The sequence below is a fragment of the Micromonospora sp. WMMD980 genome (assembly GCF_029626035.1).
Classification (GTDB): Bacteria; Actinomycetota; Actinomycetes; order Mycobacteriales; family Micromonosporaceae; genus Micromonospora.
This window is the reverse complement of the sequence record NZ_JARUBE010000003.1, coordinates 531,761-556,793: the sequence shown is the minus strand read 5'-3', so window position 1 is coordinate 556,793 and position 25,033 is coordinate 531,761. Positions and strand designations below refer to the sequence as shown.

Below are 25,033 nucleotides of genomic sequence, written 5' to 3'. Positions count from 1 at the left end.
CGTGCCCGGGCGCGGAGCGACGCGCGGGTGGGGCGGAGACCCGACGGCGGTGGCCGGTGGGAACCGCCCGGGCGCCGGTCAGCCGGCGAGCAGCGCGGCCATCCGCTCGGCCTGGGTCTCCCAGCGCCACTCCCGCTCCACCCAGGCGCGGCCGGCGGCGCCGAACTGGCGGGCCAGGTCCCGGTCGGCGAGCAGGGTGGACACCCGGTCGGCGAGCTGGGCGACGTCCCGGCCCTGGACCACGTAGCCGGTCTCGCCCTCGTGGACCGCGTCCGGCGCACCGCCGGAGTCGCCGACCACCACCGGCAGGCCGGTCGCGCTCGCCTCCAGGTAGACGATGCCGAGGCCCTCCACGTCCAGGCCACGGTTGCGGGTGCGGCAGGGCATCGCGTAGACGTCGCCGGCCGCGTAGTGCGCGGGCAGCTCGGCCGAGGGCACCGAGCCGGTGAAGACCACGTCCCGCTCCACCCCGGCCTGCCGGGCCAGCTTCTCCAGCGTCGCCCGGTAGGGCCCGCCGCCGACCACCAGCAGCGCCGCGTCCGGCACCCGCCGGCGGATCTCCGGCAACGCCCGGATCAGCGTGTCCTGCCCCTTGCGCGGCACCAGCCGCGACACGCACACCACCACCGGCCGGTCGGCGAGCCCGAGCCGCAGTCGGACCCGCTCGCCGTCGACGTCCGGGTGGTAGGTCTCCACGTCCACGCCGGGCGCGAGCCGGCGCAGCTCGGTCAGCCCGTCCAGCACCCGCGCCAGCCGGAGGCGGGTGTACTCGCCGAGGTAGGTGGTGACGTCCACGCCCCGGCCGATCCGGCGCAGCGCCGCGCGGGCACCGGGCAGCGCCGCCCAGCCGACCTCGTGCCCGTGGGTCAGCGCCACCGCCCGGCCGATCCCGGCCCGCCGGCGCAGCCCCGGCGCGAGCAACCCCAGCGGAGCCGCCGCGCCGAACCACACCGTGTCGCAGTCGTAGGCCCGGGCCAGCCGGGCCGCCCGGCGGGCGACCAGCGGGGTCGGCAGCAGCACCTTGGTGCGCTCCCGGACCACTTCGAACGGTTGGTCGGCGTCGAACTTCTCCGCCCCCCGCCAGCTCGACGCGTAGACCACCACCGAGCCGGGTGGCTGGCGGACCGCGAGGTTGTGCACGAACGACTGGATACCGCCGGGACGCGGCGGGAAGTCGTTCGTGATCAACAAGGTGCGGCTCATCGGCCGGACTCCCTGGCGTAGGCGCGAGCGGCGGCCATCCGCTCCACGGTGGACGGGTGGGACGCCGACCACAGGTATTCCCAGCGCGGCGGGTCGGGGTCGGACAGGTTCACCCCGGCCAGCCGGCGCTGCATCGCCTCGAAGGTCACCGGGTCTCCGGTGAGCGCCAGCGCGTGCGCGTCGGCCCGGGCCTCCACGCGGCGGGAGACCAGCGCCTGCACCGGCGTGGCGACCAGACCGGCCACCGTGACGAGCGCGATCAGCAGGGGGAACGCCCGCGGTTGGGCGATCGAGTCGACGCCGGCCAGCCGCAGCAGCGGCGTCCAGGAACCGACCAGATAGAGGGCCACCACCGCGGCGGCGGCGCCGAGCGCGCCGATCAGCGTGCCGGTCCACACGTCCCGGTCCTTGGCGTGGCCCAGCTCGTGCGCGACCACGCTCGTCACCTCCGCCGGCTCGGCCTCGCGCAGCAGGGTGTCGTAGACCACCACCCGCCGGGTGGGCCCGAGCCCGGAGACGTAGGCGTTGACCGCCCGGGTGCGCCGCGACGCGTCGGCGACCAGCACGTCGCGGACCGGGACGCCGTCGCGGGCGGCCATCGCGGTCAGCTCGGTGCGCAGCGGGCCGGGCTCCATCGGCGTGAACCTGTTGAACACCGGCTCGACCAGCACCGGCAGCACGAACGACAGCACCACCACGAGCGCGGCGGCGCCGGCCGCGCCGAACGCCCACCACCAGCGCGGGGCGACCCGGACCACCGCGTAGAAGCCGAGCAGGACCAACGCGCCGAGGACCGCGCTGACGGCGTACGACTTGAGCAGGTCGACCACCCAGCCACTCCAGCCCTGGGTGCTCAGCCCGTAGCGCACCAGGACGGTGCGCCGCCACGCGGCGAAGGGCAACGTGAGCAGGTCGGCGAGGAACATGACGCCCAGCCCGCCGAGCACGGCCTGGGCGATCCAGTGCCCGCCGAACGGCCGGCCGGCCAGCTCGACCAGGCGCCCGCCCAGCGGGGTGAGGCCGAGCAGCAGCGCCACCACCAGCCCGAGCGCGAGTGCCGACCAGCCGGCCGGGCGCAACGCGCCGTGGAAGGCCCGGCCGCGGGCCACCTGCTCGGCCGGGAACGCGCGCAGCGCGGCGAGCTGGTCGGCGCGGGGCGCCGGCGGCCGGCTCCACGGCACCAGCAGCGCGACGGCCACGACCAGGGCCACCGCCAGCGCGGCCAGGGTCAGCAACGCCCAGGCGCGCGGCGTCACCGCCGCACCCCGCCGTCGCGACCCGTCCGCCTCATACCGCTCCCCTTCGCCGTGACCGCCCATCCTATGGCCCGGTCCGGGCGGGCCGACCAGGTGTCGCCCGGCTCGGGTCAGGCGACCCGCCGTCGGCCGGCGGCACGGCGGGGCGCGGGAGCGGCCGTCGGTGCCAGCACCTCGACGTCGAAGCCGGCGCGGGCGAACACCTCGATCGCCCGGTGCTCGGCCGGCCCCAGGTCGGCCGCCGGGGAGTCGGGGTCGAGCAGCGCGGTCACCAGGCAACCGGAGCAGCCGGCGCCGCGGATGCCGCAGCCGTCGCAGTCGATGAGCATGAACGCCTCCTGACGCGGTCGCCGGTGGCGGTCGGGGAAGGGACCACCACCGTCGGTCACCATCAGGCTAGGCCGCGGGTACGACAGAACCGGACAACGAGGCAGCACCCACCTCGAAAACGATCATCCAGCCACCAGTACGCCGAAGTGGCGCGATCAGCCCACCCCCGACCCCGCCATCTCCCCGAGGTGGAGTCGATCCTCGCGGGGGCGGGTCGGTCAGGAACGGGCGAGCCGGCGCAGCAGCGAGTCGGCGCCGAGCGGATACGCGCCGTGCCGGCGGACCCCGTCGGCGACCTCGCGGTCGGACGAGACCACCACCACCGGCCGCCCGGCCGGCTCGGCGCGGACCAGCCGCCGGATCAGCTCGTCCGCGGTCTCGCCCTTGCGGGAGAAGAGCACCCGCACGCCGCGCGGCGCGGGCGGCAGCCCGTGGATCCGCTCGGCACCGTCGAAGACCACGGTCACCTCGTCGCCGGTCTGCGCGGCGATCCCGCCCAACCCGCTGATCAGCCGCTTGCGCTGCTGCTCCAGCGACATCTCGCCGAAGCCGCGCTTGGTGACGTTGTAGCCGTCCACCACCAGATGCGCCCGGGGCAGGGCGAGGAGCTGGTCGAGCCGGGCCGGGTCGTCGGTGTCGCGGGCCCGCGTCGCCGCGCCGGCCGGCGCGGCACCCGGTTGGTCGGCGAACGCGTCGGCGACGAAGTCCGCCGGCAGCGCGTCCACCGGGTCGAGGGCCAGCTCCCGGCGCAGCCCGACGGCCGCCTGGCCGATCGTCTCCAGCAGCAGCCACAGCCGGGCGTCGTCGACCGAGCGGGCCTCCTTCGCGCTGGCCCGGGCCACCCCCGCGGCGGCCTCCGCCTCGGCCAGCCGGGCCCGGGCGCGGCGCAGCTCGGCGTCCGCGTCGGCCGCCGCGCGGGCCGCCCGGCCCCGCTCGGTGGCCAGCAGTTCGGTGGCCTTGCGCTCGCGGGCCTGGGTCTCCCGCAGGGTACGGGCCAGCTGGCGGGCCTCCTCGCGGAGCTGCCCCAGCTCCTCCCGGACCCGGGCCAGCTCGTCGCGGAGCTTCTCGGCCTCGACCCGGGCCACCGCCCGGTCGTGCTCGGCGCGGGTGGCCCGCTGCTCGGCCTCGCGGACCAGCTCGGCCACGACCGCGCTGTCCGCCTCGGCGCGCACCGCCTCGCCGCTGGCCTCGATCAGCTCCCGCCAGCCCCGGGGCCGGGCCAGGTAGGCCAGGGCGGCCACCTCGACCGGGTCGGCCGCGGCCGGCGCGGTGCCCTCCACCACCGCCGCGCCGAGGTCGCCGGCGTCGGCGAGCACCCGGGCGGTGACCCGCTGCCGGAACAGCGGGTCGGCGGTGAGCTGCGCGGCGATCACCGGCGCGCCGAGCCGGGCCCGACGGTTGGGAGCGAACTTGGCGACCCGGCGCAGCGGCACCGGCACCTCGTCGCCGGGCAGCCCGGGCAGCACCGCGGCGGTCAGCGCGACGATCCGCTGCCGCACCGGCTCGGGGAGCGTGGGCTCGGGCTCGACGGCAGCGGCGTCCTCACCGACCTCGGGCGCGCCGACCACCGGCTCCTCCGCGGAGGAGCGGTCGTCGTGCGGCTCGGCGAGGGGCATGTGGCCAGTCTCCCACCCCGAACGGGCCCACCACCCGGTGAGTGAGCCGATCTCTCATCGTACCCCCGTGGTGTCGGTGGGACCGGAGTGACGGGAGTGTCGGACCGTGCCGTTACCGTCCCGCTGGTGACGGGAACGGAGTACGTCCAGGAGGCCCTGGCCGGTCTGGACCGGGCGGCGGGCGGCGGCGTCGACCCCGCGCTGCCGCTCTACGCGACCACCTTCGTGGTGGTCGACCTGGAGACCACCGGCGGTGCGCCGGACGGCGGCGGGATCACCGAGATCGGCGCGGTCAAGGTCCGGGGCGGTGAGGAGCTGGGCGTGCTCGCCACGCTCGTCAACCCGGGTGTGCCGATCCCGCCGTTCATCACCGTGCTGACCGGCATCACCCAGGCCATGCTGCTGCCCGCCCCGCCGATCGAGCAGGTGCTGCCGAGCTTCCTGGAGTTCCTCACCGACGCCGTGCTCGTCGCCCACAACGCCCCCTACGACGTGGGCTTCCTCAAGGCCGCCTGCGCCCGGCACGGCTACCCCTGGCCCAACCCCCGGGTGCTGGACACGGCCGCGCTGGCCCGGCGGGTGCTCACCCGCGACGAGGTGCCGAACCGGAAGCTCGGCACGCTCGCCGCCTTCTTCCGCACCGCAACCCAGCCCAACCACCGGGCGCTCGACGACGCCAAGGCCACTGTCGACGTGCTGCACGGGCTGATCGGCCGGCTCGGCGGGCACCGCGTCGACACCGTCGGCGAGGCGATCGAGTTCGCCCGCGCGGTCACCCCCACCCAGCGCCGCAAGCGGCACCTCGCCGACGGGCTGCCGAAGGTCCCGGGCGTCTACATCTTCCGGGCCGCCGACGACCGCCCGCTCTACGTCGGCACCTCCGGCGACATCGCCACCCGGGTACGCAGCTACTTCACCGCCGCCGAGAAGCGGGCCCGCATCTCCGAGATGCTCGCCGCCGCCGAGCGGGTGGAGGCGGTCGAGTGCGCCCACTCGCTGGAGGCCGAGGTCCGCGAGCTGCGGCTGATCGCGGCGCACGCCCCGCCCTACAACCGCCGGTCGAAATACCCGGAGCGCCAGGTCTGGCTGAAGCTCACCGACGAGGCCTACCCCCGACTGTCGGTCGTGCGCGGCCTCGGGCCCGCCGACACCGCCTACCTCGGCCCGTTCCGCTCCAAGCAGGCCGCCGAGCTGGCCGCCGCCGGCTTCCACGACGCGGTGCCGCTGCGCCAGTGCACCCACCGGCTCTCCCGGCGCACCACCATGCCCGCCTGCGCGCTGGCCGAGCTGGGCCGCTGCCCGGCACCGTGCGAGCACCTGATCACCCCGGAGGACTACGAGCTCCGCGCCGCCGCCCCGTTCCGCACCGCCACCCGCGACGACCCGGCGGTGGTGGTGGACGCCCTGCTCGCCCGGATCGAGGTGCTCTCCGCGGCCCACCGCTACGAGGAGGCCGCAGTGGTCCGGGGGCGGCTGGCCGCGGTGCTGCGCGCCGCGGTCCGGATGCAGCGGCTGGCCGCGCTGACCGGCATCGCCGAGCTGGCCGCCGCCCGGCCGGCCGCCCGGGGCGGCTGGGAGCTGGCCCTGGTCCGCCACGGCCGACTGGCCGGGGCCGGGGTCTCCCCGCCGGGCGTCCACCCTCGACCGACGATCGCGGCGATCCGGGCCACCGCCGAGACGGTGCTGCCCGGGCACGGTCCGGTGCCGGCCGCCACCGCCGAGGAGACCGAGCGGATCCTGTCCTGGTTGGAGCGGGACGAGACCCGGTTGGTCGAGGCGACCGCCGGTTGGGCCTCCCCGGTGGCCGGCGCGGGGCGCTTCCGTGACCTGCTGGCCAAGGCCGAGCACGGCGGGTCCCACCATTTCTCGACCGAACGCTCATGACCAAGTGTCCGATCGGACTACGTCGACTCCCTTAGGCTGTTGAAGGAGTGCAGTCCTGCCCGATTTCGCGGGCCTGCTCCCGTTCGCCGGTCCCCGGCGGCCGAGAGCCGGGGTGAGGAGGTGTCCCAGGTGGACGTCGACGCCGGACACGGCGCCGCCCTGGGCGGCTCCCTTCCGACCCAGGGCGAGCTGCCGCTCACCCGCCGGCTGCGCTCCCTGCTCGCCTGGCCCACCGCCGACGGCGACCCGGTCACCGCGCTGGTCCGCGCGCACCGGGGCATCCACCCCAGCGCCGACGCGTCGGTGCTGCGCCGGGCCTACACGATCGCCGAGAACATGCACCGCGGTCAGTTCCGCAAGAGCGGCGAGCCCTACATCACCCACCCGTTCGCGGTCGCGCAGATCTGCGCCGACCTCGGCATGGACACCACCACGCTGGTCGCCGCGCTGCTGCACGACACGGTGGAGGACACCCGCTACACGCTCCAGGCCCTCCAGGAGGACTTCGGCCGCGAGGTGGCCCACCTGGTCGACGGGGTGACCAAGTTCGACAAGGCGTTCTACGGCAAGGCCGCCGAGGCGGAGACCGTTCGCAAGATGATCGTGGCGGCCGGCAAGGACGTCCGGGTGCTGGTCATCAAGCTGGCCGACCGGCTGCACAACATGCGCACGCTCGGGGTGCGCTCGGCCGCCTCCCGGGAGCGGATCGCCCGCAAGACGCTCGAGGTGCTGGTCCCGCTCTGCGACCGGCTGGGCATCCAGACCCTCAAGCGCGAGCTGGACGACGTGGTGCTGCTGCACCTGCAACCCGAGGAGCACGCGCGCATCGCGCGGTTCGTGCACGACCGGCCGGGCTGGGACGCCTACCTGGCCGACGTGGTGGCCCGCACCCGGGCGGCGCTGCGCCGCAGCCGGGTGGACGCCGAGGTCTCCCCCCGCCCTCGGCACCTCTACTCGGTCTGGAAGGACACCGTCGCCGGCGACCACGCCGCGCCGTTCGACCTGCCCCGCATCGCCATCGTGGTGGACGGGCCGCCGACCGACTGCTATGCGGCGCTCGGCGCCGTGCACGGGCTGTGGCGGCCCGTGCCGGGCCGTTTCAAGGACTTCATCGCCTCACCGAAGAACAACCTCTACCGGTCACTGCACACGAGCGTCTGCGGTCCGCAGGACCGCACGGTGGAGGTGCTGGTCCGCACCACCGAGATGCACCGCGCCGCGGAATACGGCGTGGCCGCCCACTACCGCTTCCCCCAGGTCGCGGGCCGGGCCGCCGACCGCGCGGAGGAGCTGGGCTGGCTGCGCCGGGTGCTCGACTGGGAGCAGGAGACGGTCGACCCGACCCAGTTCATGGCCTCGCTGCGCGGCGACCTGGCGGAGGCACAGATCCAGGTGGTCGCCGACGGCCGGCAGGTGGTGCTGCCGGCCGGGGCCACCCCGGTCGACCTCGCCTACGAGCTGGGCACCGAACGCGGCGACCACTGCCTCGCCACCCGGATCAACGGCCGGTTGGCCCCGCTCTCCTCCGAGCTGGAGGAGGGCGACGTGGTGGAGATCTTCACCGAGAGCGACGCGGAGAGCGACGCGGAGAGCGGCTTCGAGGCCGACGTGGCCCCGCGCGGGCCGCGCCGGGAGTGGCTGGGCTTCGTCAAGTCCCCGCACGCCCAGATGCAGATCAACAGGTGGTTCGCCGAGCACACCGAGCCGGGCATCTCGATCGCCGACAAGGTGCGGCTCGGCCGGGCCTCGATCGGCCTGGCGCTGCGCAAGCACGACCGGGGGCTGGCCAGCGACCTGCCCCTGCTGCGGCTCTCCGAGGAACTCGGCTATCCCGACCTGGAGACGCTGCTGGTGGCGGTGTTCGACCGCTCGGTGGAGCCCGACACGGTGGTGCAGCAGCTGATCAACCTGGTCGACCACCGGCAGTAGCCGAAGGGCGTTCGCCCGCGGCTCCCGGCCGGCCACTAGCCTGGACGCATGATCCCCCGCGCGCGTGCCACCGGACGGGCCATCGGCTACCGGCTGTTCTACCGGCTCCCGGTCCCGATGCGACGGCGACTGGTCCGGCTCGCCGTGCCGAAGTACATCGTGGGCGCGGTGACGCTGGTGCGGGACGCGGAGGCCGGCGGCGCCGGCCGGATCCTGCTGCTGCGCCAGCCCCCCGGCCACAGCTGGAGCCTCCCGGCCGGCCTGTTGCAGCGCGGTGAGCCGCCGGTGGTCGGCGCGGCCCGGGAGCTGCACGAGGAGTCCGGCGTCCGGCTCTCCCCCGACCGGCTCCGCCCGGCCGTGCCGAACGCGGTCGTGCACGCCAAGGGCTGGGTGGACGTGGTCTTCGAGGCGGACGTGCCGGCGTCGCGCACCGAGCTGACGGTGGACGGGGCCGAGGTGCTGGAGGCCGCCTGGCACCCACTCGACGACCTGCCCCGACTCAGTCGCGCCACGGCCAACCTGCTGGCCCACTACGGCATCGGCCCGCGCGCCGGCGAGGTCCCCCCGGCGACCCCACCGACACCGTGAACCCCCTCGGTTCGGACCCGGCTGCGGCCGTCGACGTGTGCGCGGTGGTGCTGGCCGCGGGCGAGGGCACCCGGCTGCGGCCGTTGACCGAGCGGGTGCCCAAGGCGCTCTGCCCGGTCGGCAACGTGCCGCTGCTCGACCGGGCGCTGACGCGGCTGGCCGGACTCGGGCTGACCGGCCCGGACCGGGTCGCGGTGAACGCCTGCTACCTGGGCGAGCAGGTGGTGGCCCGGGTGGGCGACCGGGCCCACCTGTCGGTCGAGCCGGGCAACCCGCTGGGCACCGCGGGCGGCGTGGGACGGCTGCGGGACTGGATCGGCGGGCGGGGCGTGCTGGTCGGCAACGCCGACGCGTACCTCGCCGACCCGGCGGCCCCGCCGGGCGCGGACGTGGCCGCGCTGCTCGACGGCTGGGACGGGCGGAGCGTACGCCTGCTCGGCCAGCCGGCGGACGACCCGGCCGCCCCCGGCACCTTCGCCGGCCACCGCTTCGTCGGGTTCTCGCTGCTGCCCTGGCGGCTGGTCCGCGACCTCCCGGCCACCTTCGGTGACCTGGTCCGGGCGGTGTGGCGGCCGGCGGAGGCGGCCGGTGCGCTGACCGTGATCCCCTACCGGGGCACGTTCTACGACACCGGCACGCCCGCCGACTACCTGGCCGCGAACCTGCACGCCGCCGGCCCGGACGGGTTGGTCGATCCGTCCGCCACGGTCGACGGGACGGTCACCCGGTCGGTGGTCGGCCCGGGCGCGCGGGTGCACGGCGCGGTCGACAGGTCGGTGGTCTGGCCCGGGGCGAGCGTCGCCGCCGGGGAGCGCCTCGCCGGGGTGATCCGGGCCGGGGTCGACCTGACCGTCCCGGCCGCGCGCTGACCGCACCGGGCTCTAGCATGAGCCTCGTCGCCGACGAACGGAGAAACGTCCCGTGATCACCGCGATCGTGCTGATCGACTGCTCCACCGACTCCATCCCCGAGGTGGCCGAGGCGCTGGCCGACCTGCCCGGCGTCAGCGAGGTCTACTCGGTGGCCGGGCACGTCGACCTGATCGCCATGGTCCGGGTCCGCGAGTTCGAGCAGATCGCCCAGGTCATCGCCGGCAGCATCTCCAAGGTGCCCGGCGTGCTCAACACCGAGTCGCACATCGCGTTCCGCGCCTACTCCCAGCACGACCTGGAGGAGGCGTTCGCGATCGGGCTGGCCAGCGCCGACTGAGAGACGGGTGGCCGGCCCGCCCCGGTACGGGCGGACCGGCCACCGTCGGCCGTACGGCGCGTCAGCTCTGCGCGGGTTCCGGGGTCTCCGTGGTGCCCGGAGCGGGCTCCTCGGTCCCGTTGCCGCCCGGAGCCGGCGACTCGGTGTCACCCGTCCCCGGCGACGTGGTGCCGCCCGGGCTGGGCGTGCCGCTGGCGCTGGTCTGCGGCACCGGGACGCCCAGGGTCTGCGCCAGGGCCACCAGCGCGTCGTAGTGCGCCTGGAGCACCGGCAACGCGTCCTGGGCGAGCTGGACCACCGACTGCTCGGAGCCCTGCGAGATCTCCGTCTGGGTGGCCTGGATGGCCTGGACGTGGCCGGCCAGCTGCGCGGTCACCCACTCCTTGTCGAACTGGGCCCCGTTCAGGCCGTTCAACTTGTCGAGGACCTTCTGCTGGTCGGCGGTCGGGTCGGCCGGCAGCTGCACGTTGAGCTGCTGGGCGGTCGACTGCACCGTCTGGTCCAACTGGGTGTGGTCCGTCACGAACATCTTGCCCAGGTCCTTGACCTGCTGGTTCTGGCCCTTCTGCTGGGCCAGGTTACCGGCGGTGATCTCGAACAGGTTGACCTGGTGCACCGCCTGCAGATACTGCGTGTCCTGCGTCGACGGCTGCGCCGCGGCCTGCGCCGCGGCGGCGGGCGCCAGCCCCACGACCACCAGCGCGGCCAGCAGGCCCAGGCGTTTGATTCCCAACATGCGTTCCTCCCCCATGAGACGTCGGACCGCACGGATACCCGGCTGACCGGGGTTATTCCTGCGATTCCACTCGTCCGGGTCGCCGGCGGCGGGAGCGGGAGGTGTCAAGCGGGGGCCCCGCCACCTCCGAAAGCGTTGAGCGGGGGCCCCGCCTCACCGGACGGGTGGGGTGGAAACGCCCGTGGCGCCCGCCGGAGGATCCGGCGGGCGCCACGGTCAGTCGTACCGGGGAGGGTCAGCGTCGGCTGTCGCCGCTGCTGATCTCCTCCCGCTCTCCCCGAGGCTCGACCGGCGGGTGCCCCGGCGAGACCGGCGCCTCGGCCGGCTTCTCGATCGGGTAGAAGAAGCCCCGGATCGCGGGCCCGAGGGCACCGAGCCGGTTCATCTTCTTCGGCACCACCCAGCCGGGGTAGTCGAGCGCCGGTGCGTGGCCGTCGTGCCCGTCGGCCGACGTCAGCGGCTGGTGGACCTCGACGAACCGGCCGTCGGGCAGCCGCTTGATGATGCCGGTCTCCACGCCGTGCGCCAGCACCTCCCGGTCGTGCTGCTGGAGACCCAGGCAGAGCCGGTAGGTGACGTAGTAGGCGAGCGGCGGGATGACCAGCAGACCGACCCGGCCGGCCCAGGTCATCGCGTTCAGACTGATGTGGAACTTGTCGGCGATCACGTCGTTGCCGCCGGAGAGCGTCAGCACGACGTAGAAGGCGACCGCCATGGCGCCCACCGCGGTCCGGGCCGGCACGTCCCGGGGCCGCTGGAGCAGGTTGTGGTGCCGGTAGTCCTTGAGACGGCGCGCCTCCAGGAACGGGTACATCGTCGACAGGCCCACCAGGATGCCGGGGAGCACCACCGTCGGCCAGAACAGCGGCGGGATGACGTAGCCGTTGCCGATCGGGATGTGGATCTCCCAGCCCGGCATGAGTCGGGTCGAGCCGTCGAGGAACATGACGTACCAGTCGGGCTGGCTGGCCGCCGAGACCACCCACGCCTCGTACGGGCCGAAGTACCAGATCGGGTTGATCTGGAAGAGGCCACCCATCAGCGCGATCACGCCGAAGACGACCATGAAGAAGCCGCCCTGCTTGAGCGCGTAGCGCGGGAACATCCGCTCGCCGACCACGTTGGAGTTGGTCCGGCCGGGGCCGGGCCACTGGGTGTGCTTCTGCTTGAACACCAGGCCCAGGTGCACGCTGATCAGCGCCACCAGCAGGCCCGGGATGAGCAGCACGTGGGCGATGAAGAAGCGGCTGATGATGATGGTGCCGGGGAACTCCCCGCCGAAGATCGACGAGCTGACCCAGGAACCGACCACCGGGATCGACAGGATGATGCCGGAGGCGATCCGCAGGCCGGTGCCGGACAGGCCGTCGTCCGGCAGCGAGTAGCCGGTGAAGCCGGCCAGGAAGCCGACCCAGAACAGCAGCGAGCCGATGATCCAGTTGGTCTCCCGCGGCTTGCGGAACGCGCCGGTGAAGAAGACCCGGAGCATGTGCACCACGATCGCGGCCATGAACAGCAGGGCCGCCCAGTGGTGCATCTGCCGCATGATCAGGCCGCCGCGGACGTCGAACGAGATGTCCAGGCTGGAGGCGTACGCGGCCGACATCGGGGTGCCCCGCAGCGGCGCGTAGCTGCCGTCGTAGGTCACCTCGGTCATCGCCGGCTCGTAGAAGAAGGTCAGGAACACACCGGTCAGCAGCAGGACCACGAACGAGAACAGCGCGATCTCGCCGAGGAGGAAGGACCAGTGGTCGGGGAAGACCTTGTTCAGCAGCTTGCGCAGCGGCGTGGCGACCTGGAAGCGGTCGTCCACCGCCCCGGCGGTCTTGGCCGGCAGCGCGGCCGCATCAAACTTTCGGCGCTTCATGGCCGCTCCCAGAAGTCGGGACCGATGGTCTCGGTGTAGTCGGACCTCGCCACGAAGAAGCCCTCCTCGTCCACCTCGATCGGCAGCTGGGGCAGCGGCCGGTTCGCCGGGCCGAAGATCGGCTTGGCGTTGTCGGTGATGAGGAACTGGGACTGGTGGCAGGGGCAGAGCAGCCGGTTGGTCTGCTGCTCGTAGAGGCTGGCCGGGCAACCGGCGTGCGTGCAGATCTTGGAGAACGCGACGTAGTTGCCCCACATGTAGTCGCCGTGGCCCTTGCGCTCGTTGGCGGCGCGCGACTTCTGCGCGTCGTCCTCACGCAGGTGGATCAGCAGGGTCGGCGAGTCGGCGTGCTTGTTGCTGACCCCGCCCTCGATGCCCGGGAACACGGTGAGCTGGCCGCCGACGCTGACGTCCGCCGGGCGGATCGGCCGGCCGTCCTCACGGATCAGCCGGATCTTCTCGCCGCCCTCGGCCGGCGCGAAGCCGGTGGTGAACATCTGGTTGTCCTTGTGCGGCTGCTCGATCAGACCACCGATCAGCGGCGCGGCGACCACCGCGCCGACCGGCGCCAGGCCGGCGAGCAGCGAGATGCCGAGCAGCGGCCGGCGCTTCACGCCCAGCTCGTCGGCCAGGTAGAGCATGGTCTCACCGGTGATCTTGCGATCCTCCGGGTTGTCGACCTGGTCGTGCCGGTCCTGGATCGAGACCTCCTTGGGCAGCAGCTTCTTGCCCCAGGTGAGGATGCCGAAGCCGATGCCGAGGAGCGCCAGGCCCAGGGTCAGGCCGAGCAGCGGGGTGTAGAGCTTGTCGCCGCCGCGACCGGCCTCCCACCGCCAGGGCCACCAGATGTAGATCACCAGGAAGGCGGTGGCGAAGACGCCGGTCAGCAGGAACATCAGGGCGACCGTGCGGGTCAGCCGGCGCTCGGCCTTGCTGCCCCGGACGACCTGCTCCTCGTAGTGGACGATCTCGATGTCGTCCCGCCGGGCGCCTTCCTGGACGATGTCGAACCGGGAGAGCCGCGGGTCGTTCACGTCGACCGGCTCCCGGCCCTGCTGGGCCTGGTGCTCGGTGTGGGTGCTCATGCCGTCACCTCGCTACGCGTGGCGCCGGCGGCCGGCACCAGGGCAATGATACAGACGTTCGGCTCGGTCACGACTTGCCCGCGATCCACAGGCTCGCGAAGACCAGCGCCACGATGCCGACCAGGAAGATCGCCAGACCCTCGGTCGACGGGCCGTACCGGCCCAGGTTGAAACCGCCCTGGTCCTGGTCGTGCTTCAGGGTCTCCTGGATGTAGGCGATGATGTCCGCCTTCTCCTGGGGGGTGATCTGGTTGTCGCCGAACACCGGCATGTTCTGCGGGCCGCTCAGCATGGCGGCGTAGATCTGCCGGTCGCTGGCCGGCTTCAGGCTCGGCGCGTACTTGCCGGAGGAGAGCGCGCCGCCGCCACCGCCGAACGCGTGGCACTGCGAGCAGTTGATCCGGAACAGCTCGCCGCCGGTGGACATGTTGGCGCCCTCACGCAGGTCGCCCGACGGCACCTGCGGGCCGCCGCCGAGCTCCTGGATGTACTGCCCGAGCTGGCGCACCTGCTCGTCGGTGAACTGCGGCGGCTTGCGCATGGCCTGGGCCTCCTGCCGGGCCATCGGCATGCGACCGCTGCCAACCTGGAACTCGACCGAGGCCGACCCGACGCCGATCAGACTCGGGCCCCGACCCTCGACGCCCTGGGCGTTGCGACCGTGACAGGTCACGCAGCTCACGTCGAACAGCGCCTTGCCCTCGTTGCCGGCGGCGGTCAGCGGCGGGTTGTCCTGCGCCTGCACGCCCGGGGCGAAGACGGTGTAGGCGCCGCCGGCCAGCATGAGCGCGGCGGCCAGCCGGACCGCGGCACCCAGCCGGCGGCGGCCCCTGCTGCGCGCCACGGGCCGCCCGCGCAGCCGCGCGAGCAGACCGCGTCGGCGGTCGTTGTCAGAAGTCATGACCTGTGTCCTTAACCGGTTGGACCTTGTCTCAGGGGACGGAGCAGCGGCGCGGTTCGTGACGCGCCAAGATCACTGAAGCCAGTAGATCATGGCGTACAGCCCGATCCACACGACGTCGACGAAGTGCCAGTAGTAGGACACGACGATCGCCGAGGTCGCCTGGGCCGGGGTGAACCGGCCCATGGTGGTACGGACCATGAAGATGATGAAGGCGATCAGCCCGCCGGTCACGTGCAGACCGTGGAAGCCGGTGGTCAGGTAGAACATCGACCCGTAACCGTCTTCGTTGATCTTGACGCCCTCGTGCACCAGGGTCCGGTACTCGTTCGCCTGCCCGAGCACGAAGATCAGACCCATCACGAAGGTGATCGTGAACCACCGACGCAGGGCGTGGACGTCGCCCTTCTCGGCCGCGAAGACACCGAGCTGGCAGGTCACCGAGGAGAGCACGAGGATCACCGTGAAGGTGGTCGCGTACGGGATGTTCAGGACCTCGGTGTGCTTCTCCCACTGCTCCGGCGCCGCCGCGCGGATCGAGAAGTACATCGCGAACAGCGCCGCGAAGAACATGAGTTCGCTGGAGAGCCAGACGATCGTCCCGACGCTGACCATGTTGGGACGCGTCAGGGAGTGGATCCGGCTCTTGTCAATGGCTGGGGCCGCAGTCACGCGGTCATTATTGCCCTTGACCGGGACCGACGATCAGCGGGGTGGCAAACCCGGGCCCGCAGTGGCCCGATCGTGGTCGTCCGCTTCGCCTGACCTACCCTGAAAAGCGTGCTGCACGTCGATCAGATCCGCGCCGCCACCTCGGTCGTCGCCCCGACGACCCTGGCGGCGGGGGGCGAGGCCGCCCCGCCGCCGTTCACCGTGGCCCGGGTGCTCACCGAGACCCGGCTGGACAGCTGGCTCACGCTGAGCCTGGTGCTCGCCGCCGGGCTCTACCTGTACGGGGCGCACCGGCTGCGGCTGCGCGGCGACCGCTGGCCGGTGCTGCGCACGGTGGCGTTCCTCGGCCCCGGCCTCGGCGGCATCGCCCTGGTCACGGTCAGCGGGCTCGGCGCCTACGACACCGCGCTGCTCTCCGTGCACATGGTGCAGCACATGGTGCTGGCCATGGTCGCGCCGATCTTCCTGGCGCTCGGCGCGCCGGTGACGCTGGCCCTGCGCACGCTGCCGGTGCGGCCCCGCAAGCGGCTGCTCGCGGTCGTGCACAGCCGGCTGGCCCGGATCTACAGCTTCCCGCTGGTGGCGTTCGCCATCTTCGTGGCGAACCCGTTCGTGCTCTACTTCACCAACCTCTACGAGTTCACCCTGCGCCACGAGTGGGCGCACGAGCTGGTGCACGCGCACTTCATCATGACCGGCTGCGTCTTCTTCTGGCCGCTGCTCGGCCTCGACCCGCTGCCCGGCCGCTGGCCCTACCCGGCCCGCGCGCTGCTCATGCTGCTGTCGGTGCCGTTCCACACGGTGCTCGGGCTCACCATCATGCAGAGCACCACGCTGCTCGGCGGCGACTGGTACCCGTCGCTGAACCTGGCCTGGTCCGACCCCCGCAACGACCAGGTGGTCGCCGGCGGCATCCTCTGGGCCGGCGGCGAGTTCGTCAGCGTCACCATGCTGGCGGTGCTGGTCGTGCAGTGGATCAAGCAGTCGGAGCGCGAGGCCCGTCGGCTGGACCGCGAGCTCGACCGCCAGGAGGCCCGCGAGCGCGCCGCCGAGGCGGGCGCCGGGGCCGGGGCCGGTCCGACCGGGTGAATGTGACGCCCGCTACGATCAGCGGGCAGCTACGAGGTGGGAGCCACGTCACGATGAGCGATCGTCTTTGCACCGTCCTGCTCTACAGCGACGACCCGAAGGTCCGGGACCGGATGCGGCTCGCCGTCGGCACCCGACCGGCGCCCGGCATCGAGATCGAGTTCGTCGAGGCCGCCGACTACGCCGGCTGCGTCCGGCTGGTCGACGACTACGAGATCGACCTGCTCCTGCTCGACGGCGAGGCGAGCCCGGGCGGCGGCATCGGCATCGCCCGGCAGATCAAGGACGACCGGGACGACGCGCCGCCGACCTGCGTGGTGCTGGCCCGCGCCGCCGACCGCTGGCTCGCCGCGTACGCCGAGGTCGACGCCACCCTGACCCACCCGCTGGACCCGGTGGCCGCCGGCAGCACCGTCGCCGAGCTGCTGCGCCGCACGCACGCCCCGGCCTGATCCGCCGCGCGGCGCCACGGCGACGCGGCCGTGGCGCGCCCCCAACCGCCTGACTCACGCCGCTCGGGAGGCCCGCCATGGGCGAACGGACCTGGCCGCTTCTGCTCAACGCGCTGCTGCGCGGCGAGGAGCTCTCCACCGCCGACACCGGCTGGGCGATGGGCGAGATCATGGCCGGCTCGGCCACCCCGGCGCAGATCGCCGGCTTCGCCGTGGCGCTGCGCACCAAGGGCGAGACGCCGGCCGAGCTGGGCGGCCTGGTCGAGGCGATGCTGACCCGTGCCGTCCCGGTGGAACTGCCCGAGGACGTCCGTGCCACCGCGCTCGACGTGGTGGGCACCGGCGGCGACCTCGCCCACACCGTCAACATCTCCACCATGGCCGCGCTCGTGGTCGCCGGCGCGGGCGTGCGGGTGGTCAAGCACGGCAACCGGGCCGCCTCCTCCTCCTGCGGCACCGCGGACGTGCTGGAGCAGCTCGGTGTGCCGCTCGACCTGGCGCCGGAGCAGGTGGCGCGCTGCGTCACCGAGGCCGGCATCGGTTTCTGCTTCGCCGCCCGGTTCCACCCCGGCATGCGGCACACCGGCCCGGTGCGGCGCGAGATCGGCGTGCCCACGGCGTTCAACTTCCTCGGCCCGCTGACCAACCCGGCCCGTCCCCGCGCGGGCGCGGTCGGCTGCTTCGACAAGCGGATGGCGCCGGTGATGGCGGCCGTCTTCGCGGCCCGCGGCGACTCGGCGATCGTGGTGCGGGGCGAGGACGGGCTGGACGAGTTCAGCACCGGCGCGCCGACCCGGGTCTGGGTGGCGCAGCAGGGCACCGTCAGGGAGGCGCTGCTGGACGCGGCGGAGTTCGGGGTACCCCGGGCCACCCTCGCCGACCTGCGGGGCGGAGACGCGGTCTACAACGCCGACGTGGTCCGGCGGCTGCTGGCCGGCGAGACCGGCCCGGTGCGCGACGCCGTGCTGGTGAACGCGGCGGTCGCGCTGGCCACGCAGGGCCCGCTCGACGGCGACCTGCACGAGGCGTTGCGCGCCAACCTGGGCCGGGCCGCCGAGTCGGTCGACTCGGGCTCGGCGGCGGCCACGTTGGACCGCTGGCTGGCGGTCGCCCAGGCCGCCTGACCGGGTGCCTGTCGTACCCGCGTACCAAACTACAGGGGAGTAATTTTCCCTTTCGGGCGATGGTTCGGTGGGGCGATGGCTCCCGCCACCGCCGGCACCCGGAGCGAGAGGAGACGCCCGTGTCGGATCGCGAGCTCCACTGCGACACCTGCCAGGGCGTCGTGCTGTTCGAGACGCCGTTCTGCGGCGACGGGCACGGCGCCGACTGCCCCGAGCTGGTCTGCACCGGGTGCGGCGCGGCCGTGCTGGTCGCCACGGTCACGGTCCGCCCGTCGACGCGGTCCCGCCGGCGCGCCCCGCGCCCCGCGCGCCGTCACGCGGCCTGAACCCACCCACCGCCACGCGGCCGATCCACGCCGACGGCCCGCACCCCCGGTCGCCCGTCGACGCCGAACAGGCGACCGACGCACCCGGCACAACGCGACCGCCGACCGGCACACCCGGGCACAGCGCGACCGCCACGCCAGGCAGTGCCGGCAGGCCCAGCACCACCAGACGGGCCGCACCGACGGCAGGCCCGGCACGGGCGGACCGGCCCTTGGAGGGGCCGTTCCGTACCAAGATGACTGCCGGTGCCGCCAACTTCATGATCGACGAGGTGGGCAGCCCAGCGGACGGCGCACAAGGCCGCAGGCCCGCGGCCCCGGAGGGGGCGCGGGCCTGCGGCGAAGAATGTGCGGGTCAGTGCTCGGCGGTGCGGCGGGTGCCCGAGTAGTACTCGAAGAGCAGCCCGCAGGCGGCGAAGACCACCGCGACCAGGCCCAGGCCCAGCAGCCAGAACTGCCAGAACACGAGCCCCAGACCGGCGATCGCGGCGGCCAGGGCCAGGCCGAACGGCCAGTAGCTGCCCGGGCTGAAGAAGCCGATCTCACCGGCGCCGTCGGCGATCTCGCCGTCCGCCCGGTCCTCCGGGCGCAGGTCGATCCGGCGGGAGACGAACCAGAAGAAGCCGCCGCACATCGAGCAGAGCAGGAAGGACAGCAGCAGCGCCACGGTGCCGATCCACTCGACGTGGCCGCCGCTGTCGGCGTACGTCCAGGCGCCGTAGAGGATCGTCGCACCGAGCAGGAACGCGGCGATGGTCAGGAAGATCTTCCACTCGGTCTTCATGCCGGACCCCTCAGCTTCCCGCGTCGGACGGGTTGAAGTTGGCGGTGTTGCGCCGCGTGTCGAACGGCTTCGTGGTGGTGGCGTACTCGGGCACGCCGATCGCCTTGAGCGCGTCCTGGGTCGAGCTGCCGCCCTTCTTGGCGGCCAGGAACTGCTCGTACTTCTCCGGCGAGACCACCCGCAGCTCGAAGTTCATGAAGGCGTGGTAGCTGCCGCACAGCTCGGCGCAACGGCCGACGAACGCGCCCTCCTGGTCGATGCTGGAGACCTCGAACGTGTTGCGGATGCTGCCCGGCATCACGTCGCGCTTGAACAGCAGCTCCGGCACCCAGAACGAGTGGATGACGTCGCGGCTCTGCTCCTCGAACCGGATCGACCGGCCGCTCGGCAGCACCAGCACCGGGATGACCTCGCTGGTGCCCAGCACCGAGGCGACGGTGTTGGCGTCGCGGCCCTGCCCGTCGCGGTAGTTGAACTGCCAGTTCCACTTGAACGCGACGACCTCGACGGTGACGTCCGGGTTCTTCGACTCCTTGTTCACGTCGGTCTGCACGACCGCGGTGTAGTAGAAGAGCACGGAGACCACGAGGATCGGCGCGATGGTGTAGAGGAACTCCATCGGCAGGTTGTAGCGGGTCTGCACCGGCAGCTCGTTGCCGCGCTTGCGGTAGCGGACCACGCACCAGAAGATCAGGCCCCAGACGAACACGCCGACCGCGAGCGCCGCGATGCAGGAGGCGATCCACAGGTCGTACATCCGGTTCGACTCGGGCGTGATGCCGCCCTGCGGCCAACCGAACCCGCCGAACGTCTTGCCGACGTCACAGCCGGTGAGCACGACCAGCAGCGCCGCTCCGCCGAGACCGAGCCCGGCGAGTCGACCAGCACCACGCCGCCGGCGCCCACCGGCCCCCGGGGAAGCGCTGTGCCGTACGGCCGACGGCCGTACCTCCGAACTCCTTGCGACCACCTGGTCCTGCCTCCCTAGCGCGCCGCGGCGGTTGTTTCCCTGACACCGACGGCAAAGGCGTCACCGACGGTCGCAGATTACTCGACCATGGCGGGCCAGACCGTCTTGGGGTCACTGTCCGCCCCCATCGGGGGGATCTTGGGCGTACCCGAGCGATAGCGTGGAACCTCATGAGCGCCTCCCCGGTCTACCTGGACGCCGCCACCGCCGCCCCGCCGCATCCGGTCGCGCGGCAGGCGCTGCTGGCCGCCCTGGCGGACGGCTGGGCCGACCCGGCCCGGCTCTACGCGTCGGCCCGCCGGGCCCGCCAGCTCCTCGACGCCGCGCGGGAGGCAGCCGCGCAGACGCTCGGCGTCCGCGCCGACGAACTCTCCTTCACCCCCAGCGGTACGACCGCGGCGCACGCCGCCGTGCTCGGCGGCCTGGTCGGGCGGCGGCGGGCCGGTTCGACGCTCGTGCACTCGGCGATCGAGCACTCGGCGGTGCTGCACGCGGCGCAGCGGCACACCGCCGCCGGGGGCGACGCGGTGTCCGTACCCGTGGACCGGCTGGGCCGGCTGGACCTGGACGCCTGGACGGCGGCGGTGGCCGCCCCCGGCGTGGCGCTGGCCGCGCTGATCGGGGCCAGTCACGAGGTGGGCACGGTGCAGCCGGTGCCGGCCGCGGCGGAGCGGTGCGCCGAGGCGGGGGTGCCGCTCTACGTGGACGCGGCGCAGCTGGCCGGCCGCGCGCCACTGCCGGCGGGCTGGTCGGTGCTGACCGCCAGCGCGCACAAGTGGGGCGGGCCGCCCGGCGTCGGCCTGCTGGTGGTGCGCAAGGGCACCCGCTGGGAGTCGCCGTACCCGGCCGACGAGCGCGAGTCGGGGCGTACCCCGGGGGTGGTGAACCTGCCGGCGGTGGTGGCCGCGGCGGCGAGCCTGCGCGCGGCGGCGGCCGACGCGGCGGCCGAGGCGGCCCGGCTGGCGCCGCTGGTGGACCGGATCCGGGCCCGGGTCGCGGCGGAGGTGCCGGACGTGGAGGTGGTCGGCGACCCGGTGGATCGGCTCCCGCACCTGGTCACGTTCTCCTGCCTGTACGTCGACGGCGAGGCGCTCCTGCACGCGCTGGACCGGCGTGGCTTCGCGGTCTCCTCCGGCTCGTCGTGCACCTCCTCGACGCTGCGCCCGTCGCACGTGCTGGAGGCGATGGGCGTGCTGTCGCACGGCAACGTGCGGGTGTCGCTGCACCGGGAGAGCACCGAGGCGGACGTGGAGCGGTTCCTGGCCGAGCTGCCCGGGATCGTCGCGGAACTGCGGGCCGAGGCGGGGGTGAGCGGCCTGTGAGCGAGCCGGACGAGGTGCTCGACTGCCGCGGGCAGCGCTGCCCGCTTCCCGTGATCAATCTCGCTCGCCGGGTGCCCGGACTGCCGGCCGGCGCGGTGGTTCGGGTGCTCGCCGACGACCCGGCGGCGGCGGTGGACATCCCGGCCTGGTGCCGGATGCGCGGCCACGAGTTCCTCACGGCCCACCCCGACGCCGGCCCCGCCTACGACGTCCGGGTGTAAGGAGGGGCCCCTTCTCAACGCCTCCGGTAGAGGAAGGCGCCCTTGCTGACACCGACGGCAGCTGCGCTCAGCTCAGGTAGGCGAGGATGCCGGGAAGCGGATCGATCGCCACGGCGGTGTCCACCACCAGGCGCGGGCCGATCAGCGGCTCGTACTCGGCACGGCGCACCAACGTCTGCTCCCAGGTCACGTGCTCGGCGGGCGGCCGGGCCTCGACCCGACGCCGGTGCTCCGCCTCGTCGCCGCAGTGCACCTCGATCACCCGCAGCGGCACACCGGCCCGCTCGGCCAGGTCGTGCCAGAGCCCGCGGGCGCTGGCGACCGGGTTCACCGCGTCGACCACCACGCTCAGCCCCAGGCCGAGCTGCACCTCGGCCAGCCCGGCGACCGCGCCGTAGGCGGCCATGCCGGGCACGTCACCGGTGAGGCCGTAGCGACCGAGGGCCCGCTCGACCGGGTCGACCGGCAGGACCGGGGCGCGCAGCGCGGCGCCGACCTGCACGGCCAGCGTGCTCTTGCCGACCCCGGGCAGCCCGGCGAAGGCGACGAGCACCTGACCGCCCGGGGCCGGACGGTCCACCCCGCCCGCCGCGCCGCTCACAGCAGGTGCGGCCGGACGTCCTCGGCGGCCGCGTCCCCGTACGACTCGGCGAGCCGCTTCACGAACAGGTCCCGGCGGACCTCGTACTCCTGGCCGCCGAAGTTCTCCAGCACCAGCGTGGCCAGCAGGCAGCCGACCTGGGCCGCCCGCTCCAGGCCGACGCCCCAGTCGAGCGCGGCGAAGAAGCCGGCCCGGAAGCCGTCGCCCACGCCGGTCGGGTCGACCGCCTGGATCTCCCGCGCGATCGGCACCCGGATGGTGCCGATCTCCCGGCCGGCGATCTCCACGCCCTGCTTGCCCAGCGTGGTGACCCGCACCTTGACCCGGTCCAGCAGTTGCTCGTCGGTGAGGCCGGCCTTGTTCTGCAGCAGCGACTTCTCGTACTCGTTGGTCATCAGGTAGTCGGCGCCATCCACCAGGCCGAGCACGTCCGCGCCGTCCATCCGGGCCAGCTGCTGCGACGGGTCGGCGACGAACGGGTAGCCCCGGTCCCGGCACTCTTCGGAGTGCCTGATCATCGCGGCCGGGTCGTTGGCGCTGACCAGCACCAGGTCGAGCCCGCCGAGGCGCTGCGCCACCGGGGCCAGCTCGATGTTGCGGGCCTCGCTCATCGCCCCGGCGTAGAACGAGGCGATCTGGCACATGTCGGTGTCGGTGGTACAGACGAAGCGCGCCGTGTGCGCCACGTCGCTGACGTGCACCGAGTCGCAGTCGACGCCGTGGCGCTCCAGCCAGGAGCGGTAGTCGGCGAAGTCGGCCCCCACCGCGCCGAGCAGCACCGGCCGCAACCCGAGCTGGGCCATGCCGAAGGCGATGTTCGCGGCCGTGCCGCCGCGCCTGAGCACCAGCTCGTCGACGAGGAAGGACAGCGAGACCTTGTCGAGCTGGTCGGCGATGAGCTGGTCGGCGAAGCGGCCGGGGAAGCTCATCAGGTGGTCGGTCGCGATCGAGCCGGTCACGGCGATCTTCATGTCAACCCTCATGGTCGTGGAGCACGGCGCGGTCAGCCTACCGGTCGTTCCGGTGCCCCGGTCGACGGTCGGTCGTGAACCGGTCGTCCCGCCTCCATCCGGGCGTCACCCGGCGGACAGCACAAAGCGGCGGGACCACCCCGAAGGGTGGCCCCGCCGTCGTTCGTCAGGCGTCGGTGGGCCGACTCAGCTGAACGAGTCGCCGCAGGCGCAGGAGCTGCCGGCGTTCGGGTTGTCGATGGTGAAGCCCTGGGCGTCGATCCGGTCGGCGAAGTCGATCGTCGCGCCGGTCAGGTAGGGGGCGCTCATCCGGTCGACGACGACCTCGACGCCACCGAAGTCGGTGACGACGTCACCGTCGAGCGACCGCTCGTCGAAGAAGAGCTGGTATCGCAGGCCGGAGCAGCCACCCGGCTGCACGGCGACCCGGAGCCGCAGGTCGTCGCGGCCCTCCTGCTCGATCAGGGCCTTGACCTTCTGCGCCGCGACGTCGGTGAGGACGACGGTGCTGGGGGCCTGCGTGGCCTCGGTCGACTCGGTCTGCGCTGGCGTGGTCACGTGGAAGTCTCCCTGCGCGGTATGAGGTCCGGACGTACTGGCCAACGCCGCACGTCCGCCAGTATTCCCGGTGGTCCGTCTCCGATCGTACGCCGCCGGCGGCGCGCCCACCCGGCAGCGTGACCAGCGGAACCCGGTCAGCGGCTCCACTGACCGGCCAGGCGGGCGCCGAGCGCCCGCAGCCCCTCGGCGGGACGCTCCATCGCCGCCGCCACTCCCCCGCGCGCCTCGCCGCCGAAGTGCTCGACCAGGCTGTACGCCTCCGTGACACCGGCCGCGGCGGCCTCCCGCCGACCGGTGCTCACCCGTCCGGCCAGCACCACGCAGGGCACGCCGCGGTCCCGGGCCGCCCCGGCCACGCCGGCGACCACCTTGCCGCGCAGCGACTGGTGGTCGAAGGAGCCCTCACCGGTGATCACCAGGTCGGCGGCGTCCAACGCGACGTCCAGGCCGACCGCGCGGGTGACCAGCCCGATGCCCGAGGAGCACCGGCCACCCAGCGCCAGCACCGCCGCGCCGAGCCCGCCGGCCGCACCGCCGCCGGGCAGCGCGCCGAGCCCGGGCGGGCAGCCGGGCAACCGCTCGACCAGCACGTCCGCCCAGCGTTCCAGCGCCGCGTCCAGCAGCAACACGTCCGCCCGGTCGGCGCCCTTCTGCGGGCCGAAGACGCTGCTCGCGCCGTGCAGCCCGAGCAGCGGGTTGTCCACGTCGGTGGCGGCGACGAGCGACACACCGCGCAGCCGGGGTACGCCGTCGAGCGTCGCCACCCCGGCCAGCGCCGCCCCGCCGTACGGCAGGGCCCGGCCACCGGCGTCGAGGCCGGTGACGCCGAGCGGGACGAGCATGCCGGCGCCGCCGTCGTTGGTGGCCGAGCCGCCCAGCCCGATCACCACGGTCCGCGCGCCCGCCTCCACCGCGGCGGCGACGAGCAGCCCCAGCCCGTACGAGGTGGTGACCTTCGGGTCGCGTTCGGCGGCGGAGAGCAGGTGCAGGCCGCACGCCTGGGCGCTCTCCAGGTAGGCGACGCCGTCGTCGGTGAGCAGGATCTCACCGGCGGCCGGGCGACCGAGCGGGTCGACGGTGGGCACGGTCAGCCGCCGCCCGCCGAGCGCCTCGGCGAGCACCGCGACGAAGCCCGGCCCCCCGTCGGCGAGCGGCTTCAGCAGCAGGTCGTCACCGGGGGCTACGGTCCGCCAGCCCTCGGCCACCGCGGCGGCCACGTCGGGGGCCGGCAGCGTGCCGGCGAACTTGTCCGGGCAGAGCAGCACGCGCATGACGAGCAGTGTGGCAGGCCACATCGTGGGCGGCTGCGGGGCGGCCGGGCTGTGGGACCATGGGG

Annotated in this window: 26 protein-coding genes; 11 read left to right on the top strand and 15 right to left on the bottom strand. The window is 73.7% G+C overall.

Features of this window, described 5'->3' with window-relative positions; genetic code table 11:
• Positions 1 to 78 precede the first annotated feature (78 nt).
• The 4 genes from O7618_RS03140 to O7618_RS03125 form a co-directional block, all read right to left on the bottom strand.
• Entirely contained in the window at positions 79 to 1,203 is a 1,125-nt protein-coding gene (locus O7618_RS03140) for a glycosyltransferase family 4 protein (RefSeq protein WP_278104434.1), read from the bottom strand.
• Complete coding sequence (locus O7618_RS03135; protein WP_278104433.1) at positions 1,200 to 2,459, bottom strand: M48 family metallopeptidase; 1,260 nt, start codon at positions 2,457 to 2,459, stop codon at positions 1,200 to 1,202. Before O7618_RS03135 ends, O7618_RS03140 begins: the two co-directional genes overlap by 4 nt.
• 110 nt (positions 2,460 to 2,569) lie before the next feature.
• Entirely contained in the window at positions 2,570 to 2,788 is a 219-nt protein-coding gene (locus tag O7618_RS03130; RefSeq protein ID WP_278104432.1) for a hypothetical protein, read from the bottom strand.
• A 219-nt stretch (positions 2,789 to 3,007) separates the two neighbouring features.
• Positions 3,008 to 4,405, bottom strand: coding sequence for an NYN domain-containing protein (locus tag O7618_RS03125; RefSeq protein WP_278104431.1), 1,398 nt, complete (start codon positions 4,403 to 4,405; stop codon positions 3,008 to 3,010).
• A gap of 126 nt (positions 4,406 to 4,531) precedes the next feature.
• Here O7618_RS03125 and O7618_RS03120 point away from each other — a divergent pair, with 126 nt between their 5' ends.
• The 5 genes from O7618_RS03120 (at position 4,532) to O7618_RS03100 (ending at position 10,015) form a co-directional block, all read left to right on the top strand.
• Positions 4,532 to 6,289, top strand: a complete 1,758-nt coding sequence (locus O7618_RS03120) for a DEDD exonuclease domain-containing protein (RefSeq protein WP_278104430.1) — start codon at positions 4,532 to 4,534, stop codon at positions 6,287 to 6,289.
• A gap of 129 nt (positions 6,290 to 6,418) precedes the next feature.
• Positions 6,419 to 8,218 carry an HD domain-containing protein gene (locus O7618_RS03115; RefSeq protein ID WP_278104429.1) on the top strand — a complete coding sequence of 600 codons (1,800 nt, stop codon included), beginning with the start codon at positions 6,419 to 6,421 and terminating at the stop codon, positions 8,216 to 8,218.
• A gap of 48 nt (positions 8,219 to 8,266) precedes the next feature.
• A complete protein-coding gene (locus tag O7618_RS03110) occupies positions 8,267 to 8,806 on the top strand; it encodes an NUDIX domain-containing protein (protein WP_278104428.1) in 540 nt (179 codons plus the stop codon).
• Entirely contained in the window at positions 8,803 to 9,675 is an 873-nt protein-coding gene (locus tag O7618_RS03105) for a sugar phosphate nucleotidyltransferase (RefSeq protein WP_278104427.1), read from the top strand. Before O7618_RS03110 ends, O7618_RS03105 begins: the two co-directional genes overlap by 4 nt.
• A gap of 52 nt (positions 9,676 to 9,727) precedes the next feature.
• Complete coding sequence (locus O7618_RS03100) at positions 9,728 to 10,015, top strand: Lrp/AsnC ligand binding domain-containing protein (RefSeq protein ID WP_278104426.1); 288 nt, start codon at positions 9,728 to 9,730, stop codon at positions 10,013 to 10,015.
• Between the two features lie 61 nt (positions 10,016 to 10,076).
• Here O7618_RS03100 and O7618_RS03095 read toward each other — a convergent pair whose 3' ends face one another.
• The 5 genes from O7618_RS03095 to O7618_RS03075 all read right to left on the bottom strand — a co-directional run bounded on the left by O7618_RS03095 (position 10,077) and on the right by O7618_RS03075 (position 15,276).
• On the bottom strand, positions 10,077 to 10,751 hold the full coding sequence (locus O7618_RS03095; protein WP_278104425.1) for a DUF4142 domain-containing protein: 675 nt from the start codon (positions 10,749 to 10,751) through the stop codon (positions 10,077 to 10,079).
• Positions 10,752 to 10,986: 235 nt separating this feature from the next.
• On the bottom strand, positions 10,987 to 12,618 hold the full coding sequence (locus O7618_RS03090; RefSeq protein ID WP_278104424.1) for a cytochrome b N-terminal domain-containing protein: 1,632 nt from the start codon (positions 12,616 to 12,618) through the stop codon (positions 10,987 to 10,989).
• On the bottom strand, positions 12,615 to 13,703 hold the full coding sequence (locus O7618_RS03085) for a Rieske 2Fe-2S domain-containing protein (RefSeq protein ID WP_278104423.1): 1,089 nt from the start codon (positions 13,701 to 13,703) through the stop codon (positions 12,615 to 12,617). Before O7618_RS03085 ends, O7618_RS03090 begins: the two co-directional genes overlap by 4 nt.
• 67 nt (positions 13,704 to 13,770) lie before the next feature.
• Entirely contained in the window at positions 13,771 to 14,604 is an 834-nt protein-coding gene (locus O7618_RS03080; protein WP_278104422.1) for a cytochrome c, read from the bottom strand.
• 72 nt (positions 14,605 to 14,676) lie between these two features.
• Positions 14,677 to 15,276: a heme-copper oxidase subunit III gene (locus O7618_RS03075; protein WP_091059316.1), complete on the bottom strand. Its 600-nt coding sequence runs from the start codon at positions 15,274 to 15,276 to the stop codon at positions 14,677 to 14,679.
• Positions 15,277 to 15,384: 108 nt separating this feature from the next.
• On the opposite strand from O7618_RS03075, the gene O7618_RS03070 reads away from it, so the two are divergent.
• From O7618_RS03070 to O7618_RS03055, 4 genes are all read left to right on the top strand, one after another.
• On the top strand, positions 15,385 to 16,365 hold the full coding sequence (locus O7618_RS03070; protein WP_278104421.1) for a cytochrome c oxidase assembly protein: 981 nt from the start codon (positions 15,385 to 15,387) through the stop codon (positions 16,363 to 16,365).
• A 53-nt stretch (positions 16,366 to 16,418) separates the two neighbouring features.
• The gene (locus O7618_RS03065) at positions 16,419 to 16,817 is read left to right on the top strand and encodes a hypothetical protein (protein ID WP_278104420.1); all 399 of its coding nucleotides are present in this window, start codon (positions 16,419 to 16,421) and stop codon (positions 16,815 to 16,817) included.
• Between the two features lie 77 nt (positions 16,818 to 16,894).
• Positions 16,895 to 17,941 (top strand): anthranilate phosphoribosyltransferase, encoded by a 1,047-nt coding sequence (gene trpD / locus O7618_RS03060; RefSeq protein ID WP_278104419.1) that lies wholly within the window; start codon positions 16,895 to 16,897, stop codon positions 17,939 to 17,941.
• 119 nt (positions 17,942 to 18,060) lie between these two features.
• Positions 18,061 to 18,267 carry a hypothetical protein gene (locus O7618_RS03055; RefSeq protein ID WP_278104418.1) on the top strand — a complete coding sequence of 69 codons (207 nt, stop codon included), beginning with the start codon at positions 18,061 to 18,063 and terminating at the stop codon, positions 18,265 to 18,267.
• Between the two features lie 355 nt (positions 18,268 to 18,622).
• Here O7618_RS03055 and O7618_RS03050 read toward each other — a convergent pair whose 3' ends face one another.
• Both O7618_RS03050 and coxB read right to left on the bottom strand, forming a co-directional pair.
• Positions 18,623 to 19,051, bottom strand: a complete 429-nt coding sequence (locus O7618_RS03050) for a cytochrome c oxidase subunit 4 (protein ID WP_278104417.1) — start codon at positions 19,049 to 19,051, stop codon at positions 18,623 to 18,625.
• Positions 19,052 to 19,061: 10 nt separating this feature from the next.
• Positions 19,062 to 20,021 carry a cytochrome c oxidase subunit II gene (gene coxB / locus O7618_RS03045; RefSeq protein WP_278104416.1) on the bottom strand — a complete coding sequence of 320 codons (960 nt, stop codon included), beginning with the start codon at positions 20,019 to 20,021 and terminating at the stop codon, positions 19,062 to 19,064.
• 170 nt (positions 20,022 to 20,191) lie between these two features.
• On the opposite strand from coxB, the gene O7618_RS03040 reads away from it, so the two are divergent.
• On the top strand, positions 20,192 to 21,343 hold the full coding sequence (locus tag O7618_RS03040) for an aminotransferase class V-fold PLP-dependent enzyme (protein ID WP_278104415.1): 1,152 nt from the start codon (positions 20,192 to 20,194) through the stop codon (positions 21,341 to 21,343).
• Positions 21,340 to 21,564 (top strand): sulfurtransferase TusA family protein, encoded by a 225-nt coding sequence (locus O7618_RS03035; RefSeq protein ID WP_278104414.1) that lies wholly within the window; start codon positions 21,340 to 21,342, stop codon positions 21,562 to 21,564. The genes O7618_RS03040 and O7618_RS03035 overlap by 4 nt, the downstream gene beginning before the upstream one ends.
• 67 nt (positions 21,565 to 21,631) lie before the next feature.
• Here the strand turns inward: O7618_RS03035 and O7618_RS03030 are convergent, their stop codons facing one another.
• The 4 genes from O7618_RS03030 to O7618_RS03015 all read right to left on the bottom strand — a co-directional run bounded on the left by O7618_RS03030 (position 21,632) and on the right by O7618_RS03015 (position 24,992).
• Positions 21,632 to 22,144, bottom strand: coding sequence for an ATP-binding protein (locus O7618_RS03030; protein WP_278104413.1), 513 nt, complete (start codon positions 22,142 to 22,144; stop codon positions 21,632 to 21,634).
• A gap of 17 nt (positions 22,145 to 22,161) precedes the next feature.
• Positions 22,162 to 23,136 carry a carbohydrate kinase family protein gene (locus O7618_RS03025; protein WP_278104412.1) on the bottom strand — a complete coding sequence of 325 codons (975 nt, stop codon included), beginning with the start codon at positions 23,134 to 23,136 and terminating at the stop codon, positions 22,162 to 22,164.
• A gap of 186 nt (positions 23,137 to 23,322) precedes the next feature.
• A complete protein-coding gene (erpA, locus tag O7618_RS03020) occupies positions 23,323 to 23,694 on the bottom strand; it encodes an iron-sulfur cluster insertion protein ErpA (protein ID WP_091059278.1) in 372 nt (123 codons plus the stop codon).
• A gap of 137 nt (positions 23,695 to 23,831) precedes the next feature.
• Positions 23,832 to 24,992, bottom strand: a complete 1,161-nt coding sequence (locus O7618_RS03015; RefSeq protein WP_278104411.1) for a glycerate kinase — start codon at positions 24,990 to 24,992, stop codon at positions 23,832 to 23,834.
• Between the last annotated feature and the right edge of the window lie 41 nt (positions 24,993 to 25,033).